The 18,308-nt window shown below is 61.3% G+C and carries 14 protein-coding genes; 6 read left to right on the top strand and 8 right to left on the bottom strand.

What is annotated here, in order from left to right:
• Positions 1-100 precede the first annotated feature (100 nt).
• A complete protein-coding gene (locus tag MJ606_RS13875) occupies positions 101-1,498 on the top strand; it encodes a GntP family permease (RefSeq protein WP_243050128.1) in 1,398 nt (465 codons plus the stop codon).
• Positions 1,499-1,867: 369 nt separating this feature from the next.
• Entirely contained in the window at positions 1,868-3,718 is a 1,851-nt protein-coding gene (gene typA, locus MJ606_RS13870; RefSeq protein ID WP_243050127.1) for a translational GTPase TypA, read from the top strand.
• 59 nt (positions 3,719-3,777) lie between these two features.
• Here typA and MJ606_RS13865 read toward each other — a convergent pair whose 3' ends face one another.
• Complete coding sequence (locus MJ606_RS13865) at positions 3,778-5,034, bottom strand: M48 family metalloprotease (RefSeq protein ID WP_243050126.1); 1,257 nt, start codon at positions 5,032-5,034, stop codon at positions 3,778-3,780.
• 163 nt (positions 5,035-5,197) lie between these two features.
• Between MJ606_RS13865 and MJ606_RS13860 the strand changes: the two genes are divergently transcribed.
• Positions 5,198-6,094 (top strand): LytTR family DNA-binding domain-containing protein, encoded by an 897-nt coding sequence (locus MJ606_RS13860; RefSeq protein ID WP_243050125.1) that lies wholly within the window; start codon positions 5,198-5,200, stop codon positions 6,092-6,094.
• Here the strand turns inward: MJ606_RS13860 and MJ606_RS13855 are convergent.
• Positions 6,073-6,702: a class I SAM-dependent methyltransferase gene (locus tag MJ606_RS13855; RefSeq protein WP_243050124.1), complete on the bottom strand. Its 630-nt coding sequence runs from the start codon at positions 6,700-6,702 to the stop codon at positions 6,073-6,075. The genes MJ606_RS13860 and MJ606_RS13855 overlap by 22 nt on opposite strands.
• Positions 6,703-6,803: 101 nt before the next feature.
• On the opposite strand from MJ606_RS13855, the gene MJ606_RS13850 reads away from it, so the two are divergent.
• From MJ606_RS13850 to MJ606_RS13840, 3 genes are all read left to right on the top strand, one after another.
• A complete protein-coding gene (locus MJ606_RS13850) occupies positions 6,804-7,091 on the top strand; it encodes a hypothetical protein (protein ID WP_243050376.1) in 288 nt (95 codons plus the stop codon).
• A gap of 205 nt (positions 7,092-7,296) precedes the next feature.
• The gene (locus MJ606_RS13845) at positions 7,297-8,790 is read left to right on the top strand and encodes a DUF1800 domain-containing protein (RefSeq protein WP_243050367.1); all 1,494 of its coding nucleotides are present in this window, start codon (positions 7,297-7,299) and stop codon (positions 8,788-8,790) included.
• Between the two features lie 10 nt (positions 8,791-8,800).
• Entirely contained in the window at positions 8,801-10,003 is a 1,203-nt protein-coding gene (locus tag MJ606_RS13840; protein ID WP_243050123.1) for a DUF1501 domain-containing protein, read from the top strand.
• Positions 10,004-10,079: 76 nt separating this feature from the next.
• Here the strand turns inward: MJ606_RS13840 and MJ606_RS13835 are convergent, their stop codons facing one another.
• The 6 genes from MJ606_RS13835 to MJ606_RS13810 form a co-directional block, all read right to left on the bottom strand.
• Entirely contained in the window at positions 10,080-10,997 is a 918-nt protein-coding gene (locus tag MJ606_RS13835; protein ID WP_243050122.1) for a sensor domain-containing protein, read from the bottom strand.
• A complete protein-coding gene (locus MJ606_RS13830; protein WP_243050121.1) occupies positions 10,997-11,359 on the bottom strand; it encodes a PadR family transcriptional regulator in 363 nt (120 codons plus the stop codon). Before MJ606_RS13830 ends, MJ606_RS13835 begins: the two co-directional genes overlap by 1 nt.
• A gap of 303 nt (positions 11,360-11,662) precedes the next feature.
• Positions 11,663-12,817 carry an IS30 family transposase gene (locus tag MJ606_RS13825; RefSeq protein WP_243050366.1) on the bottom strand — a complete coding sequence of 385 codons (1,155 nt, stop codon included), beginning with the start codon at positions 12,815-12,817 and terminating at the stop codon, positions 11,663-11,665.
• 531 nt (positions 12,818-13,348) lie between these two features.
• Positions 13,349-13,564 carry a hypothetical protein gene (locus tag MJ606_RS13820; protein WP_243050120.1) on the bottom strand — a complete coding sequence of 72 codons (216 nt, stop codon included), beginning with the start codon at positions 13,562-13,564 and terminating at the stop codon, positions 13,349-13,351.
• A gap of 64 nt (positions 13,565-13,628) precedes the next feature.
• Positions 13,629-14,291, bottom strand: a complete 663-nt coding sequence (locus MJ606_RS13815; protein ID WP_243050119.1) for a hypothetical protein — start codon at positions 14,289-14,291, stop codon at positions 13,629-13,631.
• A gap of 719 nt (positions 14,292-15,010) precedes the next feature.
• Complete coding sequence (locus MJ606_RS13810) at positions 15,011-16,012, bottom strand: hypothetical protein (RefSeq protein ID WP_243050118.1); 1,002 nt, start codon at positions 16,010-16,012, stop codon at positions 15,011-15,013.
• Positions 16,013-18,308: the final 2,296 nt, after the last annotated feature.

Below are 18,308 nucleotides of genomic sequence, written 5' to 3'. Positions count from 1 at the left end.
CGATGCCCACACTTGTACCTTGGTACAGTGCCGCCGGCCCGCACCGCTCCGGATACTCGCTGCCCAACGATGCCCATGAGGGGCATCCGGGGAATTGACGATGGCATTTCTGATCGTGTTGGCCGCGCTGTGTTTCCTGATGTTGGCGGCCTATCGCGGCTACAGCGTGATTCTGTTCGCGCCCATCGCGGCGCTCGGCGCGGTGTTGCTGACCGAACCCTCGCTGGTGGCGCCGATATTCACCGGCCTGTTCATGGACAAGATGGTCGGCTTTCTCAAGCTGTACTTCCCCGTGTTCATGCTCGGCGCGCTGTTCGGCAAGCTGATCGAGCTGTCGGGTTTCTCCAAGGCCATCGTGGCCGGCACCATCGGCCTGGTGGGACGCAGCCGCGCGATGCTCTCCATCGCCCTGGTCTGCGCGCTGCTTACCTACGGCGGCGTGTCGCTGTTCGTGGTGGTGTTTGCGGTATACCCGTTCGCAGCCGAACTGTTCCGCCAGTCGGATATCCCCAAGCGGCTCATTCCCGGCACCATCGCACTGGGCGCCTTCACCTTCACCATGGATTCGCTGCCTGGCACGCCGCAGATCCAGAACATCATTCCCACCGCGTTCTTCGGCACCACGGCATGGGCGGCGCCGTGGCTGGGCATGCTGGGCGCGGTGTTCATCCTTATCGTGGGCCTGCTCTACCTGGAATCGCGCCGGCGCAAGGCGGCCGCTGCCGGCGAAGGCTACGGCACCGGATTGGTGAACGAGCCCGCGCCTTTCGAGGGCGGCAAGCTGGTCCATCCGCTGATCGCGCTGCTGCCGCTGGTGCTGGTGGGCGTGGCGAACAAGCTGCTGGGCGACGCCATACCCAGGCTCTACGGCGCCAGCCATGCCTTCGTGCCCGCCGTGATCGGCGAGGCCAAGCCGGTGGTGCAGGAGATCGGCAAGATCGCCGCCATCTGGGCGGTGGAAGGCGCCCTGCTGCTGGGCATCGCCTGCGTGCTGCTGTTCGCCTGGCGCCCGGTGGCGCATCGCTTTGCCGAAGGCAGCAAGGCCGCGGTGGGCGGCGCCCTGCTCGCCTCCATGAACACCGCCTCCGAGTACGGCTTCGGCGCGGTGATCGCCGCGCTGCCGGGCTTCCGGGTGATCGCCAACGCGCTGCATGCGATTCCCCACCCGCTGATCAACGAAGCGGTGACGGTCACCGCCCTGGCCGGCATTACCGGGTCCGCTTCGGGCGGCATGAGCATCGCCCTGGCGGCCATGGCCGACACCTTCATCCATAACGCCCAGGCGGCGGGCATCCCCATGCAGGTACTGCACCGCGTGGCCGCCATGGCCTCCGGCGGCATGGACACCCTGCCCCACAACGGCGCGGTGATCACCCTGCTGGCAGTGACGGGCCTGACCCACCGGCAGTCCTATCGGGACATTTTTGCGATTACGGTGATCAAGACAATGGCGGTGTTCGTGGTGATTGGGGTGTATGCGGGGACGGGGTTGGTTTGATCGCCTGGTGCTGGTTGTTGCGCCATCGCGTTGACGCGTTATCGCTAGCTTGCTCGCCTGCGGCGGGCTTCCGCCCTCCTGCCGCGGCTCGGAAGCCCGCCGCAGGCAAGCCCGGTCGCGGAAACGACAGACCAGAGCACAGGCACTGGGTCCCTGCTTCCGCAGGAATGACGAGCCAAAAGCGGGCACAATCCGCACCAGCCCGGCCTTCGCCAAGGAATCCGCCCCCTCCGGGGAGGACGGCCCCACCCCTCTTCCCAGCCCCCGTACAGCGCCCTTCAGGCAAGCTGTCACATAAGTCCGTATAATCGTCCGATTAGCCCCTCTGAAACCTCACGTGACGGCCTGATCGCCGCCCGAGACGACCTCATGTCCATCGAAAATCTGCGCAATATCGCCATCGTCGCCCACGTCGACCACGGCAAGACCACGCTTGTCGATCAGCTGCTGAAACAGTCTGGCACGCTCTCCGAGCGCACCGTGCTGGCCGAGCGCGTGATGGACAGCAACGACCAGGAAAAGGAGCGTGGCATCACGATCCTGGCCAAGAACACGGCCATCACCTGGGAAGACAAGAAGACCGGTACCAAGAACCGCATCAACATCGTGGACACCCCAGGCCATGCCGACTTCGGCGGCGAGGTGGAGCGCGTGCTGTCGATGGTCGACACCGTGCTGATCCTGGTCGACGCGATGGACGGCCCGATGCCGCAGACCCGCTTCGTGACGCAGAAGGCGTTCGCGATGGGCTTCAAGCCGGTGGTCGTGGTCAACAAGGTCGACCGCCCGGGCGCCCGCCCGGAGTGGGTGGTCGAGCAGGTGTGGGATCTGTTCGAGCGCCTGGGCGCCACCGATGAGCAGATGGAATTCCCGATCGTCTACGCCTCGGCGCTCAACGGCTATGCCTCGCTCGACGAGAACGTCCGCGAAGGCGATATGACCCCGCTGTACGAAGCGATCATGCAGCACGCGCCCAAGCCGGACGTCGATCCGGAAGGCCCGTTCCAGATGCGCATCAGCCAGCTGGACTACAACAACTTCGTCGGCATCATCGGCATTGGCCGCATCCAGCGCGGCACGCTGAAGAAGAACATGCCGGTGGCCGTGATTGACCGCAACGGCAAGAAGCGCCAGGGCAAGGTCGCGCAGGTGCTCGGCTTCCTCGGCCTGGAGCGCATCGAACAGGAAACCGCCGAAGCCGGCGACATCGTCGCCATCTCGGGCATCCCCGAGCTGACCATTTCGGACACCGTCACCTCGCTGGACACGCCCGAAGCGCTGCCGCCGCTGACCGTCGACGAGCCGATGATCAGCATGACCTTCCAGGTCAACAACTCGCCGTTCGTCGGCAACAAGGACCTGTCGGGCGGCAAGTTCCTCACCAGCCGCCAGCTGCGCGAGCGCCTTGAGCGAGAGACGGTGCACAACGTCGCCCTGCGCGTGGAAGACGGCTCCGACGCCGACAAGTTCCTGGTGTCGGGCCGTGGCGAACTGCACCTGTCGGTGCTGATCGAAAACATGCGCCGCGAAGGCTACGAACTGGCCGTGTCGCGCCCGGAAGTAATCATCAAGGAAATCGATGGCCAGAAGATGGAGCCGATCGAGCAGCTGGTGGTCGACCTCGAGGAAATCCACCAGGGTCCGGTGATGGAGCGCCTGGGCATCCGCAAGGGCCAGTTGAAGAACATGGAGCCGGACGGCAAGGGCCGCGTGCGCCTGGAGTACATGATCCCGGCGCGTGGCCTGATCGGCTTCCAGAACCAGTTCAAGACCCTGACCCAGGGTTCGGGCCTGCTGTTCCACGTGTTCGACCATTACGGTCCGATGGAAGTCGGCGCGATCGCCAAGCGTCCCAACGGCGTGATGATCGCCAACGCCAGCGGCACCACCCCGGCTTACTCGCTGGGGCCGCTGCAGGAGCGCGGCAAGCTGTTCGCCGCCGAGGGTGACTCGGTGTACGAAGGCCAGCTGATCGGCATCCATGCCAAGGACAACGACCTCACCGTCAACGCCATCAAGCCCAAGCCGCTGACCAACATGCGCGCCTCGGGCAAGGACGATGCGATCCAGCTCACCCCAGCGACCAAGTTCACGCTGGAGCAGGCGCTGGATTTCATCGACGACGACGAGCTGGTCGAAGTCACCCCGAAGGAAATCCGCATGCGCAAGAAGCACCTCACCGAGAACGATCGCAAGAAGGCCTCGCGCGGCGCGGGCTGATCCAGCGGATCGGCTCTGTGGAAGAAAGCCGCCTTTGGGCGGCTTTCTTTTTCCAGGCTTCAGCGCGAGTCCGCCCCAGGCATGGCGCACGCATCGGCATAGCGCAATGGCTCGCCGGTGAGCCAGGGGTGGTAGCTGTTGGCCATGCGGATGCGCTCGCCCAGCGACGGGTGCGTATCGCGAAAGATGCGTTCGAACCGGCCCGGCTCGGCCAACTCGGCGTCGCCCACCCAGCCGGCGAACAGCTGCGCCGCCGCGGTGTTTTCATGGGTCAGTTCGAGCCCGAAACGATCGGCCTCCCGCTCGATATGGCGATCGAGGGCAAGAAACAGCGGCGTCACCGCCAGCCACAGCACCGTCATGCACAGCACCAGCAACGGCAGCGAGGCCGGGTCATCGACACGATCGAAGCCAAAGCGCGCATGCCAGCGCGCCAGGGCAAGCTGGCCCAGTCGCTGCATCAACCAGAAGCCGATCGCCAGCAGCACGCTGATGATCAGCAGCGCCTTCCAGTTGTCACCCAGCACGTAGTGCTTGAGTTCGTGCCCGATGGTGAAACGAATCTGCGCCATGCTTTCCTGCTTGGCCAGGTCCTGATCCAGCACGACGCGATTGGTCGGCCCCAGCCCCGCCACCGTCGAATCGTCGCCGCCGACCAGCACGGTCACGTTGGGGATACCGCAGCGTGCGGCCAGTGCCTTGGCCTGCAGAGCCATCGCGCCGCTGGCAGGCCGGTATACCGTGGTCAACGGATCGACCCACAGCGGCTTGATCACCAGGATGAACAGCACGACCGGCACCAGCGCCGCTGCCGCCCATGCCCACCACCAGCGTGGGCTGCGTCGGATCAATGCATACGGTATCCACAGGAACAACGCGGCCGTGATCATCACGGCAACCACCGTCACGCCCTGACCCAGCAGCCATTGGCCAGGTCCTTCGTGGACAAGGCCAAGCGAGAACGGCAGCCGGTAATGGCGCAGGTAGTTGAAAGGCAAGCTCAACAACGCATTCAACAGCGCGTAGACGCCACCGAACAACGCCACGGTGGCATAACGGCGCCCACCGACCAGGTGCCCGCAAGCGTGACTGATGCGCGCACCGATACCCGAGAACAGGAAGGCCGCGGGTATCAGCAGTGCGAGAGATTTTTCGACGACCCAATACAGGTTCATCTCGTGGCCGAGCGCGATGGCTTTGGCCGAATCGATGGGAACGGACACCTCCGCCGCCACGGCGCCGGCCGCCCAAAGTGCGAGCCATAGCATCGGCGCAAGCCATCGGCCAGGCCGGCGACCGGCAAACGTCAACCTCATGGGGGAGTGTTCCTGCAGGCAGTGAAGGTGACTCCCAGTGTGGCCATGCCGCCCCCGCCGCAGCCAGACCGGCCCGCCCCCTTCTGGACACGTTTCGTCACAAAATGAAGAGGTTGGCGGCACGGCTATGGACGCCCTGGCGCCATCGGGGCAGACTCCCGGCATGTCCGCGCTCGATGTCCCCGCACGCGTTTTCCGCATCACCGCATGGCCCACCTGGCTGGTGGAGTGCGCCTGCGGCTTGCTTTACTGGCTCGCGTTTCTGGTGGTGCTGGAACCGGACAATGTGCTGCGCGCCAACCAAGCGGGGCATCCGCTGGCGGCCGGGCAGGAAGCATTGCGCATCGTCGTGGCCGCCCTGCTCGGCAGCGCGGTAACGCCCTTGTTGCTGGGGTTCTCGCGGCGGTTTCCGTTGCATGGTCCCCGGCGGCTGCGCCATGGCCTGGTGCAGCTAAGCGGGATCACCAGCCTGGCGTGCGTCCTGATCGTTGTCTCGTGTTTCCTTGCCGCCTGGGGCTACAAGGGCGCCTGGCTTCCCTCGCCCGCCTACATCCGCGACGAACTGGTCGGCAATGGGCTGCTGCTCGCCTTTGCCTTGCTGGCACTGGTAGCCATGGCGAGCGTCGCCTCCCGCCTGCGCGCCAACGCCGCGCCGGACAACATGGCGGGTCGAGAGTCGCCGTACCTGACGCGCATTCCGGTCAAGCATCGTGGACGGCAGGGTTTTGTCGAACTGGCCCAGGTCGACTGGATCGAAACCCAGGGCAATTACCTCGTGCTGCACGCGGGCGCGGCGGCCCACATGATCCGCGAGACTTCGGTGTCGTTCGAGGCCAAGCTCGATCCGCAATGCTTCGTGCGCATTCACCGCCGCACCCTCGTGGCGATCGATCGCGTGCGCCAGTTGCAACCGCTCACCAATGGCGATGCCTTGTTGCGCCTGGTCCATGGGCATGAGCTGCGCGTGAGCCGCAGCTACCGCAAGGTGCTCGCGGAACGTTGGGCAACCACCCGGCGGTCACAGCCAACTACCGCGGACTATCGGCCCGATCCCGCCTGACTCACTGCCAGCTGCGCCCGCTCCAGCGCCGCGACACGGCGCTCCAGCCGAGGGCCGAGATAACAGTGCGAACCGCAGGGCAGCAGCCCCGCTTCGCCGAAGGCCTTCAGATACCAGGACGGCGCGCGCGAGTGGAAGCCTTCCAGGTCACCGTCCACACCGTCCTTGCTGGTGAACACTTCGAGGAAGGCGACGCCCTCCAGCATGTCGCTGATGCCGCCAAGGCCGGCACGAATCTCGGCCGGCTTGAGGTAATGCAGCACGTCGGTGCACACGATCAGGTCGAAGCGGTGATCGAAACGCAGGTATGCCAGTTGCCCAAAGCGGGCCAGGCCGATGTTGCGGCTGCGGCCGTAACGCGCCACCGCGTATTCGCTGGCGTCCAGCCCCTGGTAATGGAGCCCCGGGCGCAAGCGGCGCAGCGGCGCACGCCATACGCCCTCGCCACAGCCCACGTCCAGCACGCTGCGTATGCTGCGCCCCAGGTAATACTCCGCCTGTGCCACGGCCATGGTCACCTTGCGGCGAAGCTCCGCGGGCGAGCCGACGGCGTGATCCGGGTGGCGGTACCATTTGTCGAAATAGGCGCGGTCGTAGGTCTTGGGCACTAGGCTTCTCCGGCAAGGGCGACATGTTAGAGCCTGCGATCACCTGCCGTGAACATGCACTGGCGCAGCGTGCAAGCCAGTGGAACCTGGGAGTACGCACCATGCCCACGATCCGCCTTCGCATTACCGGCAGCCGCGACGACGCGGATACCCTGATCACGACCCTGCACGGCATCGATGGGATCGAGCATGTGGAGGAGATCGACGATCCGTCGCCCTATCTGCGCGACGACTCCAGTTCCAGCGACCTGGTCGACGACAACGGCAGCGAGCTGTTCATGGTCGAAGTACAGGCTGCCGACAGCCGCCATGCCGATGCCGTGCGCGCGGTAACCGAGGTGGAAGCCTCGCTGCTGGGCGTGGTGGTGGAATTTGTGGACGAGTTCTGAGACGGCGCCGGACCCGCCGCATGAATCTGCGCCGAACGAAATGGCGCTACGGCCGGTGTTCCAGTAAGCGGGACGACAACTATCGCGTTGACACTGCCTGGCAACCGTCGAAGCACCACCTCGCCACCAGGAATCCCGACGCATGCACCAGACCTCGAAAGCCCCGCCCCATCTTGCTCGCCCATGGCTGGTCTTACTGGGATTCATGCTGGTGCTGGGGCCGGCCGCGCTGCTTGCCCGCGAACCGCGCGCGCTGAGCGAGGACGACGTCGCCTGGCTGCGCCGCGACGGCTTTGAACTGGATAGCGCCACGGTGACGCGATATCGCGAACTGGGCCGCTCGCGCTTCCTCGATGAGCAACTCGACGACCGTGGCGACGACCAGCTGCCCCAGCCGATAGCCGCGCTGATCGCCAGCTACGAGGTATCCACCAAGCCCACGGAGCAATTGCTTACCGAGCTGCGTGACGACCAGGAAAAAATCAAGAACATGCCCGATGGCGACGACAAGAACGCCGCCAGGAAAGCCCAGCAGCAGCATGGCAACGATTTGCTGCAACAGGCGCAGCAGATCGAAATGCTGCATGCCATCTATGGCGAGAACCAGCTCAAGGAACAGATGGTGTGGTTCTGGCTCAACCACTTCAGCATCTATGGCGCCAAGGGCCGCGTGCGCTGGGTGGCTGCCGACTATGTGCAGAACAGCATCCGCCCGCACGCGCTGGGCAAGTTCCGCGACCTGGTGATGGCCACGCTGGAAAGCCCGGCCATGATGGAGTTTCTGGACAACGCGCAGAACGCCAAGGATCACGTCAACGAGAACTACGCGCGCGAGCTGATGGAGCTGCACACGCTGGGCGTCGGCTCCGGCTACACCCAGCAGGACGTGCAGCAGCTGGCGCTGATCCTCACCGGCTCGGGCGTGGCGCCGCTGCGCGATCGTCCCGGCCTGCAACAGCATCCGCGCTATGCCGCCATGTTCGTACGCAACGGCATGTTCGAGTTCAACCCGGCACGCCACGATTACAGCGACAAGGTGCTGTTCGGCCAGAAGATCAAGGGCAGCGGCTTTGACGAAGTGACCCAGGCAGTGGAGCTGATCACCCGCCAGCCGGCCTGCGCGCAATTCATCTCAAAGCAGATCGCCGAATACTTCGTGGCCGATGCGCCGCCGCCCGCGCTGGTGGCGAAGATGGCCAGGACCTTCGAGCGCACCGATGGCGATATCGCCCAGGTGTTGCGCACCATGCTCGATTCGAAGGAACTGGCCGCCAGCTACGGCAAGAAGTTCAAGGACCCGATGCAGTTCGTGGTGTCCTCGGTGCGCATGGCCTACGACGGCAAGCCCATCGCCAACGCCAAGCCGCTGCTCAACTGGCTCAACCAGCTCGGCGAGCCGGTGTTCGGTCGCCTGACGCCGGACGGCTGGCCGCTGGATGGCGCGGGCTGGTCCAGCTCCGGGCAAATGGCCAAGCGCTTCGAGATCGCCGGCGCCATCGGCACGGGCAACAACCGGCTGCTGACGCCGGAAGGTGCGCCCAAGATCGGCGGCGACTTTCCCATGCTCACCACCAAGCTCTATTACGACACGTTCGATCCGCGCCTGAGCTCGCCGACCCGCGATGCGCTGGCCAAGGCAACCTCGCAGCAGGAGTGGAACACTTTCCTGCTGTCCTCCCCCGACTTCAATTACCGCTGAGGCTGACCGCATGAACCGTCGCGAATTTCTGCTCGCCGCTGCCACTGCCGCCGTCGCCGCGCCCGCCCTCTCTTTCTCCGGCCGGTTGTTCGCCGCGCCTGCCAGCACGCCCCGCTTCCTGCTGGTGTTTCTGCGTGGCGGCTACGACTGCAACAACCTGCTGATTCCCTACGGCAGCGATTTCTACTACGAGTCGCGTCCCACGCTGGCGATTGCCAAGCCCGATCCCTACAACGCCAACAGCGCCATTGGCCTGGATGATCACTGGGGCCTCAACCCGGTGTTGCGCGACTCGATCTACCCGCTGTGGCAGAAACGCCAGATCGCCTTCGTGCCCTTTGCCGGCACCGACGACATGTCGCGCAGCCACTTCGAGACACAGGACAACATCGAGTCCGGCGAACCCAGCGGCGCGCGCAGCGACTATCGCTCCGGTTTCATGGCGCGACTGTCGAGCCAGCTCACCCATGCTCCCTCCATCGCCTTCACGGACGCGTTGCCGCTGACTTTCCAGGGCAGCAAGCAGGACATCCCCAACATCTCGTTGCGCGGCAATACCAAGCCGGTATACGACGACCGTCAGGCCGCCATCCTGGCCGGCATGTATCGCGACACCTCGCTCGCTTCCGCGGCGGCGGACGGACTGGAACTGCGCCAGACCGTTTCCAAGGAACTGCAGGAAGAGATGATGAAGGCCAATCGCGGCGCGCCGAACGCGAAGAGTTTCGCCGACGAAACGCAACGCATCGCCACCATGATGCGCGACCAGTACCGGCTGGGCTTCGTGGATGTGGGCGGCTGGGACACGCACGTGAACCAGGGCAGCACCACCGGCCAGCTCGCCAACAATCTGGCCAACCTCGGCAAGGGCCTGGCGGCATATGCGGACGCGCTGGGCGACGAATGGAACAACACCACCGTGGTGGTGGTATCCGAATTCGGCCGCACCTTCCGCGAGAACGGCAGCAAGGGGACCGATCATGGCCACGGCACCGTGCACTGGGTGCTGGGCGGCAAGGTCAATGGCGGCCGCATTGCCGGCCCGCAGGTCGCCGTGAATGCGCAGAGCCTGCTGCAGAATCGCGACTACCCCGTACTCACCAACTACCGCGATCTGCTGGGCGGCCTGCTGGGCCGCATGTGGGGCTTGTCAGGCAGCCAGGTGCAGCAGGTGTTCCCGGGCGCCAAGCCGCAGGATCTGCAGCTGGTTTAACCGCGCCATGGCCCATGGGTGCCGCTGCCTGTGCTGCAACAACGCAGCTTGCGGTAAGCACCTGCGTCGACCTGGCTTAGGCCTCCCGGCCGGCAGATGGCACCAGCAGCCCCTTGGCAATCGCACCGTGCAATGCGCCCAGGCCGCGCACCAGATGCAGGGTGGCAAACAGCAGGATCACGCCTATCGCGCACATCACGATCGCCGATGCCCAGTTGCCCTCGTGGCACAACCATGACGGGATGCCGCAGTCCCAGATGAAGATGTCGGCCTGATTCAAACCCTTCAGCACCGGTATGCTCATGAAGCCGAGCGAGAGACTGATCAAGGTTACCGTGATGACGAAATAGATGATGCCCAACGGCAGCATCAACATCATGTAGAACAGCGTGGTCCACGTATGGCCATCGGTAAAAATGGCGCCCACGCGCTGCATGATCGACATGCCCGCCTGGCCCGGATGCGGCGGCCGTCTTGGCATGCGCACACCCAGCATGGTTTCCACGATGCGCCCTTCAAGCAGCGACAGCGCGCGCACCGTCCCCAGGAACAACACCATAAAGGGAATGCCGATGATCAGCACCGCCAACCCCAGCGACAACGAAATGCCGGTGACCGCCCAGGTGAAGTAGAAAATGCCGGTGGCCAGCGCCAACACCATATAGAACAACGCGCCCCAGGTGCGGGAATCGGCCGCCACGCCAAAGAAGCGACCGAGCGCGGACCGGCGCCTGGGTGCCGGCGGCGGGCGCAGCGCGCGCTGGATCTTGATTTCCTGGTCGCGATAGATATCCGCCACTTCCTCCGGCGCGCCGTAGGTACCCACCACATGGGCCAGCATGTCGGCCTCGCTGCGCGTGGGGTCTTCGGCCAGCTCGGAGCGCAGATGCTCCTCCGCGTCGTAGAGCGCGTCCTGTATCAGCGCCGGATCCGCACCGCGCAACGCGGCGCGCAGTTGCTTGAGATATTCGGCAATCGTGCGTGGTGCGTTCATTACACCCCTCCTTGCAAAACGGCATCGACGGAATCGCGCGTGGCGTTCCAGGCATCCACCCAGTCGCGCAGCACGTCACGCCCCGGCCTGGTAATGCGGTAATAGCGACGCGGCGGCCCGCTGACCGAAGGCTCGACCTCGCTGGCCAGCAACCCCGCCGCCTCCAGGTTGCGCAGCACGGGATACAGCGCACTCTGCTTCCCCGACAGCACGCCCTCGCCCACCTCCTCCAGGCGCTTGGCAATCTGATAGCCATACATCGGCTGTCGCGACTGCCCAAGCACAGCCAGCAGCACCAACGACACGGTGCCCGTGGATAGCTCCTTCTGGAATTTCTTCAGATGGCCGGCGTTGTCTTCCACATTCCACCCGCACTGCTACTTACCATGGAGTGCACCATAGTATTTAGTTAACACTAGTACATGGGCCTGAAGTCATGGCCGGGTGGACAGAACTGATGGGCATGACACCAATGTGTGTACCAGTTGTACAAACATTGGTGTCAGAGGGGCGGCACAAACATTGGTGTCAGCGGGCGCAGTCGACCGGGGCCCGGCTAGATGAGCGCTACAGGGCAAGCTTCGGAATCTTTTGGAGAAAGGACTGCCTTGATACCGAGCCAAGCGCTGTGACGGCCCACGTAAGGTCCGCTCTGGGTTGCGGATTCAGCCGATCGTTGCAACGGTTTGATGAAATCGTTCCGCCGGTGTTTCAAAGTTTAAGGTCTTTCGTGGCCTTCCGTTCAAGCGCTTGGCGACAGCATTGAGTTGCGCCTGCGTGATCTCGGACAGATCCATGCCTTTGGGGAAATACTGGCGGAGCAGTCTGTTGGTGTTCTCGTTCGATCCGCGCTGCCACGGATTGTAGGGGTCGCAGAAATACACGTTGATATCGGTAGCCAGCGTGAAGCGATGATGCTGGGCTAGCTCCGAACCGCGATCCCAGGTAAGTGATCGGTACAGCTCGTGCGGCAGCTTGCGCGCATGCTTGATCAGCGCATCCACGACCGTCTCGCTGTCCTTGCCATCCAGCTTGATCAGCATGACAAAGCGGGATCGTCGTTCGACCAAGGTAGCGATGGCGCTATGCCGGCCACCAAACAACAGATCACCTTCCCAATGACCGGGCACCGCCCGGTCTTCGACCTCCGCGGGGCGTTCGCGGATGGAGATCGCGCCAACGATCTGCGCGTGACCCTCCGTCTTCTGTGTGTGGTGTCGTGAACGGCGCATGGCCCGCGTGCACCGAAGATGCTCCAAAAGCTCTTTTTTCAGGGCGCCACGCGCCTGGATGAAGAGACTTCGGTAGATCGTTTCATGCGACACCTGACGCGCCTCATTGCCCGGATAGCGGTGCTTTAGCCAGCCGGCTATCTGCTCCGGCGCCCACTGCTGTTGCAGCTTACTGGCGACCAGGCGCGCCAGGACGCGGTGACGAGCTAACTTGCAGGTCTTGGGGCGGCGAGCGCAATCCCAGGCGCGTTGGTCGGCGTGGTTGGCCCGGTAACGATCCTTCCCGCCGTTGCGGCCTACTTCCCGGCAGATGGTGGATGGTGCCCGGTGCAACCGCGTGGCGACCGCGCGGATGGATTGGCCAGCCACCAGCCCTCGGGAAATCTCCTCGCGCTCGGCCAGCGACAAGGTCCGATCAGCCCGTCCTCGCGCCTCCGGGCGAATGCCTCCCGTGGCCGAAAGTATCCGGCGTACCGCCGAATGGTGCCGATCGAACAGCCGGGCTATCTGATGCAGTGACTCACCCCGTTGCCAGCGATCCCCCTCCTTGATATTTAGGCGGATGCGGTCTTGGTCAGACTTGCTGATCGAAGGACCGCTTTTTCCCCAGCGTTCGAGGTCGCTCGGCCTGGTCAGCGAGATGCTTGGACCGCCACCGTAATTGCCCTGTTCAATTTCGAGTGCCAGAACGCGGCCGTCCTCGCGATATTCCAACGTGAAGCGCCCCGTGCTCTGTACAACGAAGCCGTTCGAGCTGCTGACGCCTTGCTTGTTGATCCAGGTGAACACCTGCCCTCCTGTGCGATGCAGTGTCCGCTAGAAATCCTCGTTCAGACCCTTCAAGCCAAGATAGACCCCATATGAATCGTTGGCGCCAAGGTCGACGGGTCTAGCCTTCAGCATTGTTCCGTCCTGGCTGGCCTGCATGCCAGACACCGGGGCAGTACCGCCTGCTACACGGCGATCGGCGAGTGTGGGACCCGGAAACCTGAGTCGAACCTCGGCTAACTCAAGCGCGATGGCGATGCGCTCACCAAAGCGTTCATGCAACGCTTACACCCACGCTTCGATTTAGCACCGCTACCCGCGTATAGCCGTTGGCACTCCGCATAAGCCGCCTCATGTCATCGAATCAGGTTTTTTTTGCTCTGCGTCCGACACAATCTCTTCCAATGCTTTAAGCACTTCGTCCGACGAGAAGTATCTTCCAGATAGACGGGCGCGCTTTCCAGCCTCAACTCCTCGCACAACAGCCTCGCGGCGTGCAAGCTCACGGCGCAAAGTTCGTTCCACAAAATCAGATACTTCACTTCCCCCACCGAGAGCCTTCTTCATGGCTTCCAGCAAGTCGGGGTCCAATGGAAGGTCCCAGCAGACTCTATTGCACATAGCAGCGTCCTCAAGTTTCTTCCTCAAAGGTAAAGGCACTCTTAGGGATGTATGCCAGCTGGGACCACTTATCAACGACCCATTCCACTGCATCTCTGTCCCCGAGACCAGCGAAGTAGCAGGATAGACGCTCAGCGCTAAGTACAGACATTGCTTTACGTGCCCCATCAACGACACGCATGGAGAAGGAACGATTCAACCTTGTTGCATCACAGATCATGTCGATGACGAACTGATCTTCAATGTTCGGTCTGTGTAAGTAAGTCAATGCAGTCCGGTAGCCTATCCCAAGCACCTTGAGTTCGTGCCTATTGCCTTGCTTGAAGTACTTCTTCTGATAGAGCTCGGCCGACACAGGGTTGGCATCCAACACCGCGGCCGCCGGCACGCCAAGACTTCGAATAAGTAACGACGCAGGTGGGATATACAGCGGCCCCATCTCCATAAACTCCTGTACTACACGCGTTGCCGCATATATGTGCTTCGCCTTCATCACTGATGGCAACGGCCAGTAGCGAAATCCGATCCAATCGTCAAAAAGCCTTGGACAAGAAGACTCCCATGGGGCATTAAGCATGTCACCGAGAGAGATCCCTTGGACGGCACAAAGGTTAATCAATGAGCGCAACGTCGGCCGCAGAAGCCGCTTACGAACGTGCTTCTCGAGACGCATGATCTGACCATTGAGGCGTCCACATTGCTTACCATGCCCGGCGGCGACCAACCGCACACCTTGCACAAATTTTGTGTAAGCCTCCCACGGGAGCGGCTCACCACGCGGTGTTGCACAGTACTCCACCAGCGCCTCGATTTGCCTGTCAACCCAGATAAGAAAGGGACTCGGTCTAAAGGAATTAGCCGCGTGACCCAATGATCTCCTGCATGTCGAACATACTCGCCGACGATCCATATCATGCGAATTCCTTTGAAACGATCCACATCGATAGCAAGCGTGCTCCATCCGGCAATCATGTATTGGACAGCAAGTTAGGAGATCGATCGACCAAATCAGCGGCTCATAGTCACCGTCACCCCAGCGGTCATAGCAAACAGGGCACCAACGTCTTTGACGTTTCCCATATAGATTTGAATTGATGGACAAGACTCTTGATAGCGCCCATAGAGTTCCGTACCGCAGCGACGTCTGACCGGTTAGAACCTCAAGCTTTGCCACCCTTTCACCTACCTTGGCGGTGAAACCACCATCAACCTCAATAGCAGCATCTGCCCATCGTCTACCCAGAAGATGGTGGGCCATCGTCGCCCTGGAAAATCCCGTAACCCAGGCCAATCGATCCAAATAGAACTGGAGATGTTCGACGAGCGGCGTCCCTATGCCGCGGAGACTCAATGAAGGAAGCACTGTCCAGTTAGGAACTCGATCGCTCCGGTTCATGGAGGACCCTCCGATGCCTCCGCCAATATCCTCTCGATAGATCGAGCGCTTGCCGGTGAACTAAGCGCATCGTATTGACGGGCGTCTGCGTGGAGTGTCGTTAGTGTGAACTCACTTGCAATCGCCGCCTCAAGATGACGGCGCTGTATAGAATGACATCCATCCATGAGCCGCGAATCATCCGCTCTCTGATAGTACGCAACCAGTTCCCCGAAAACCCCTGCGCTGGATGCGTAGGCCATATCCAAGGATGAATGAACAAGCCCCGTCCGATGAAACCGATAGTTCCTTGCAACGGTTACGGCCAGCCTCTCGAAATCAGCTCGATCATCGGCTTTTTCATACCTGTATCTGTCGACGAATACAAACCTCGATCGCCTGATGATCTCAGCGTTGCCCTCCCAAAGACTCGCCATGCGTGGAACTCCAAACATCACCAGCGACGCATTTGTCTCTTCCGCTAAGCACATGAGATTGACCATGTGGTCAACCGGATTTTTGTGCATGACTGCGTACGTGATAGACGCCGATTCGTCAATGAATATGGCTCTAACACTTCGAGCAATGATCATTCGTTCAACGTGAGTTCTAAGGTAATGCTCCGTCCGAAGAGATCTCACGTCCAGCCATTGCAACGTACCCAAGATCTTGTCCGTTCGCTCAATGGTGCAATCTGCACTTTGGACCTCTTTGCGATTGGCCACCCATCCTATATCCGGCTCGAATAGCGCAAGATATAGGCGAAGAGTGAACTCCTTCGAGTTGAAGTAGGAGCCACTGGTCGGAGCAGCCCTGACTGCAATGGCGGGAATCTTTCCAGTACCCCAACCCGAAGGACTACCTGCGTACGATCGCATCACGTCATATCTGATCTCAGACTTCCCCACGCCTGACATTCCAACTACAAATATGATTTGGCCGCGCATTTGCGTGTCGAGCGCCCGCAGCACGGCCTGCCGACCCTTCTCAAATGCCGGGTGCTTGATGATGGTCCTCATTCTGAATCCTCCGTCGAGAACGGCTTGATCAAATGCCCTTCTGAGGACCATTTCTGCGGCCGCCCCTTTGGAGCGCTTGGAACGACCCGCGCCTCCAATTCGACGATCAGATGCTCAGTGCTTTTGGCGACGGCGTTCGCCTCAGCTGTTCGAATAGATCGCTCCCTTCTTTTGGCGTTACGGATCCGCGCATTTTCAGTGCGTATATCTCGATCGAAGAGCGCCTCCGTGAGCTTATCCAGGTCGCTGCAGGCCCCACTCTTTAGGCTATCTGCCGTAGTGGCCATCAACCAGCCCGTGGCAAACTTGACATACATCCGACGACTGTCTACACAATCCAGCCGCTTCTCTACCGCATGGCCGGTACTTATGCGGCGCAATAATTCACCGCTGGTGTAAGTTCGCTGCAGGTACCTAATACCCCGGCCTCTGTCTACTTTGACATCGCGCTCCAGGGGTACTGAAGTTGCAATGAGAAAGTCATCGCGACTTTTCACTCTAACGAGGCCGGTTGTTCCGAAAAGTCCGGAAAGCTCTACGCATTTTTCATCGGGACTAAGGCGTTCAGATCCATGAGGAATCGACGGCATATCCTCGAATACATACTTATCAAGAAGATCAACGATCGTCTTGTAGTTATGGCAAGCCGTAGCGCGACTTTTCTGACGTGAGGTTACTGAGCGTCCTCGCTGGTCCGGCTCAGTGCTACCCAAGAACCGATGAGCGTGCTCGGCATTGATTCGACCGAGCGCATTCTCGGCTAGAGAGTTCTTCCTCGGGTTTCCCGGCGGAGGCTGTATCCTAGTCGCGCCGTAGAGTGAGCAGAACCACTCGAACCAGTCACCAGTATATTCGGATCCTCCATCTGCCACCCAGAAGCGAGGTAGAAAGCCCTGCCTGTGTAGAACGTCCCGAATTAGGACGGCGAGAGCATTCCGGCATGCGTTGCCGAACATCACAGAACGCCCTAACGGCCGCCCCGTAGCCGAGTCCATCGCGATGTAGATGGTCGGACAGTCGAAACCCAATTGACTGAGCAAGTCTGGACTACAGCGGACATCAAACTTCGTCGAGTCGATATGCACCATGAGTCCAGGGACCGAACATCTAAGCGTTCTCTGCGAAGGTTCGATTGCCGGCTCGGCAGCGTGATACCCCCTGTATCCTCCCTCCGTATACGCTCTCACCAAGTGGCTTTCCCGTCTAAGTCGGGTATGAAATGTAGTCCGACTCGGTGCTCGGATGCCCGCACTCTCGCAACGCGCACATAGAGCATCATGCGCCTGAACTTTCGTACGCAGAAGCGCATCCCTGCGAAATCGCGTCACCGCCCAACTGAGAATCTCTTCCTGATCACCCGTCAGCTGTGAAACTCTCCGCCCCGACCTCTCATAGTGGGTCAAGCAAACAGCCAAGGCGCTTTCTCCCAATCGCTGGGCTTCAACAACCTTTCTAACTAGTGGCGCATAACGGCGAGTTGTCTTCTCCTTTCCCTCCAGCATCCGACGGACTCTTTCCAAACGCAGAACACCGTGCTGGTGGTCCACGGGGCGCGCCGTGAGAACTGCGGAACAGAGAGTCGGTTGCGCCAACGCCAACTGCAAGTCTGAAAGAATCTGGCTGTCGCACTCACGTGCTCGATCTTTCGATGCATACAGAGTGAAGCGTTCAGAGGCGTCGATCGGAACTGATTTGACTGGGCCGAACAGATAGCCCTTTGCTATAGCTGCTAAGACGTGGCCTCCCGTAAGCCCCTTGATCTGGTCAAGTGCCTCTCGCAGCGTTAATACACCCCCATCTAAAATCCTCCGTAACCGCCTAACGCAGCGGTCAGCCACTCCATCGGCGGGATTCGGCATAAGTGCGCCGTAGAGCGCCAGTAAGTTGGCCTGATAGACACCATGCGGTTCTGGCGGCGACCAGATTTCGTAGCTAAGCCCTTTGTCTCTTGCCCAATCCATGACTGGCGGCCTCAGCCATTGATCATCTTTGACTATCCATTCGTCTGGATGTTTTTCCGCTAGTCTTTCTAGGCTTCGGCGCGGCTTACATTCAATCAAGCGAATGCGATCCTGATCAAACACCATAAAGTCGATCGTCATCGACGATGTCTTGCCATAGCGCTCGACATTCTTCGGGCTTACTTGCACCCAATACTCGTGACTGCTGCTGAAGATCTCGAGCTCAAGACCTAGAAGGAACTCTCCGGTGTAGCTCTCAAAGCGCCGACGAGTGGACCGGCCAGCCTTTCGTAGACATCTTCGAGCCATAATTTCTGGCAGTCGAGGAGGTCGGT

This window comes from Dyella sp. RRB7, from assembly GCF_022761115.1.
In the GTDB taxonomy this organism is placed as follows: domain Bacteria; phylum Pseudomonadota; class Gammaproteobacteria; order Xanthomonadales; family Rhodanobacteraceae; genus Dyella.
Note: the sequence above shows the minus strand (reverse complement) of the source record. Positions and strands in the feature narration are given on the sequence as shown.

Bases quoted from the DNA above. Each gene is read 5' to 3' on its own strand.
- MJ606_RS13875 (WP_243050128.1), top strand. From the start codon at position 101: ATGGCATTTCTGATCGTGTTGGCCGCGCTGTGTTTCCTGATGTTGGCG.
- typA (WP_243050127.1), top strand. From the start codon at position 1,868: ATGTCCATCGAAAATCTGCGCAATATCGCCATCGTCGCCCACGTCGAC.
- MJ606_RS13865 (WP_243050126.1), bottom strand. From the start codon at position 5,034: ATGAGGTTGACGTTTGCCGGTCGCCGGCCTGGCCGATGGCTTGCGCCG.
- MJ606_RS13860 (WP_243050125.1), top strand. From the start codon at position 5,198: ATGTCCGCGCTCGATGTCCCCGCACGCGTTTTCCGCATCACCGCATGG.
- MJ606_RS13850 (WP_243050376.1), top strand. From the start codon at position 6,804: ATGCCCACGATCCGCCTTCGCATTACCGGCAGCCGCGACGACGCGGAT.
- MJ606_RS13845 (WP_243050367.1), top strand. From the start codon at position 7,297: ATGCTGGTGCTGGGGCCGGCCGCGCTGCTTGCCCGCGAACCGCGCGCG.
- MJ606_RS13840 (WP_243050123.1), top strand. From the start codon at position 8,801: ATGAACCGTCGCGAATTTCTGCTCGCCGCTGCCACTGCCGCCGTCGCC.
- MJ606_RS13835 (WP_243050122.1), bottom strand. From the start codon at position 10,997: ATGAACGCACCACGCACGATTGCCGAATATCTCAAGCAACTGCGCGCC.
- MJ606_RS13820 (WP_243050120.1), bottom strand. From the start codon at position 13,564: ATGAAGAAGGCTCTCGGTGGGGGAAGTGAAGTATCTGATTTTGTGGAA.
- MJ606_RS13815 (WP_243050119.1), bottom strand. From the start codon at position 14,291: ATGCGTCTCGAGAAGCACGTTCGTAAGCGGCTTCTGCGGCCGACGTTG.
- MJ606_RS13810 (WP_243050118.1), bottom strand. From the start codon at position 16,012: ATGAGGACCATCATCAAGCACCCGGCATTTGAGAAGGGTCGGCAGGCC.